Source organism: Bacillus sp. GMa5/1 (genome assembly GCF_050172015.1).
Lineage (GTDB): Bacteria > Bacillota > Bacilli > Bacillales > Bacillaceae_G > Bacillus_A > Bacillus_A cereus.
This window is the reverse complement of record NZ_JBNLYC010000343.1, coordinates 1-2,340: the sequence shown is the minus strand read 5'-3', so window position 1 is coordinate 2,340 and position 2,340 is coordinate 1. Positions and strand designations below refer to the sequence as shown.

The following is a 2,340-nucleotide window of genomic DNA, read 5'->3' as shown; positions in this document are numbered from 1 at the left end:
CATTTTCAATACATACTAATTTATTTTCTAATATCCCATTCTCTGTAGTAATAAGTTCTTTAAACCGATCTAAAGTCATTGAGAATTTATGTTCACTTCCACCATTCATACTAACTTTTACATACTTCATAGTGTCACCGCCTTTCATAATAATTTACATTTCGACAAGAAGGCGCTTACATCCTTTTTATTTACTCTTAGATTTCTCACGTTTACATATATGTTGAGAAAAGAAACTACTATTATTCACTCACAAAATTATTGCTAATAAGAAAGATAAAGATAAAAATGCACAAAGTGGAATATATAAACCGGTATCCATTCTTGCAAAGTGCGTATCTTTTTGTCGTTTAAAGATACCAAAATAGTTAAACTCACCAATCACTCTAATAGAAAAGACAATCATACAAATCCAGGAACCGACTTGAATAATAACATTAGGAACTGCAAAATGAACAATATTTGCTTGTTGCAACAAAATTATTGCTGCCATACTTAATAATAATGCAATGAACAATGTCATTCCGGCGCGAGGTGTAAACGCCTTTTCCCCTGATTTAGTTGGAATAACACTATTTGTCCCCCAATTACCTCCGAAAGCCCAATATACATGTAAAAAGCTAACTAAAAATAATATGCAAGCAGATATATATGTAATGATAAGCATTTTATCCTCCCCTTATTTTAGTTCCTATCTATAAAATATGCTATTCCCCTCCGCAATAGCAACCTTCATTTCATTACATAAAAAAACCGTAATGATTTATCAATATTAAGATAAGTCATTACGGGGTTATTAAACTTCATTATGCATTATACCTATTTCTTCGGCGTTCCATCCTTGTTTGACCTTGAACTGCATTTTCTTTGTATGGATCTATTTTCTCTGTCATTTCATATGTTGCAACTGGTTCTTCGTACTTATATTCATGGATTTTTTCTGGCATTTTACTTTTAGATTCTTTCCCACCAAACTTAAATAGTTTCATCTTTAATTTCGGTAATCTTGGAAGACGAATCTTAAATGATAATCTTTTGCGTTTCTTTTTTGGTCCAAGTAGATTTATATTTTCTTTATTATTATCTTTCTCTTTGCGGTGAATGAACATCGCAAGTAATCCTCCTATTACAAGTCCTCCAATTAATAGTAATATATATACATAATGGCTTGTCATTAAACTCGTTATGCGTTCAAGTATGACTAACGACTGTACTTCTTTTATATCCCATAGTAAAGCGGCCCATAATGAGAATAAGCCCAAAGTAAGTCCATATGTACGAAAACGGAATAAACATGGAATTAACGCGACACATGCAGCAATTTTCGCATTTGCTATGATTGAGCTTGTTGAAATATCTTGATGCCAAATAACTAACAGTAATGTTATAAATGGCGCATACGCTATCCAACTGCATATACGTGAATACATCTTTTTAGCAAAATAACTACCGAAACTAGTAAAAAATAAAAGCCCTCCAATATATATAGATTGTTCTAGAGGGATTTGCTTTGTAAGTCCTGCAATTGGAAAGAGGCCGCTCAGTAGCATTAAGAGCACATCTAATTTCTTCACAATTCCCCATTCCTTTCAAATTTTTTCAATTAATAAAAATCGTTTTTCCATATGAAATAGTTTTTGTATTTCTAAAAAACATATTAATCCTGTCTGCACATAAAGTAAATATGTAAACGAAAAGATACTTGACAAAGGATATCCTTATTTACATGAAAAAATGACAAATCCTGATCGATATAACGAGCAGGATTTGTTTACTAGTATTTAAAGTAGAATAATTGAATCTTTCTTTTCTACTTTTACTACATCTACATCCAATTCATCATCAAATTCTTTAAACTCTCTTGCATCTATGTCAGTAATATAACTCTTTATTACCTTTTCCATATGCATGGAATATGTCATGTGTACATTCTTTTTCGAAAGCATACTAGAATTACAGCACATGTAATGTATCATTTTAGCGATATAATCCCTTTCTACAGGTTTTACACCTAATGGTAGAATTTCAAGTATATATCGCTGAAAAATCCCACTACAATTAAGTGAATATTCACCAGTGCTATAATACATCCCTTTTTGATCTGCATATAAGCCAATGCTATCTAGAGCATCATCACATTCTATTACACCGTAACTTGGTACATCAAAACCTGTATTTATTCTAATAATATTTAAATTTGGAACCTTTAACACCTCTGGAACAATATCAGGTAAAATATCTGTATTAATTTCTTTATTTTGTAACTTTTTTATCCAATACCTTCTCAAATTTGCATCTACAATGAAGTAAACTTGTTCATTTTGTTTTTTTGCATATTTT

Annotated in this window: 3 protein-coding genes; all 3 read right to left on the bottom strand. The window is 30.9% G+C overall.

Annotated features, from left to right (window positions below; genetic code table 11):
* Nucleotides 1-250 precede the first annotated feature (250 nt).
* A complete protein-coding gene (locus tag ACQGSG_RS28395) occupies nucleotides 251-667 on the bottom strand; it encodes a DUF3995 domain-containing protein (protein ID WP_000905571.1) in 417 nt (138 codons plus the stop codon).
* A gap of 139 nt (nucleotides 668-806) precedes the next feature.
* Nucleotides 807-1,574: a DUF3959 family protein gene (locus ACQGSG_RS28390; RefSeq protein WP_000732183.1), complete on the bottom strand. Its 768-nt coding sequence runs from the start codon at nucleotides 1,572-1,574 to the stop codon at nucleotides 807-809.
* 207 nt (nucleotides 1,575-1,781) lie between these two features.
* On the bottom strand, nucleotides 1,782-2,340 hold a 559-nt coding region (locus ACQGSG_RS28385; RefSeq protein WP_426948650.1), incomplete at its 5' end, for an RNaseH domain-containing protein.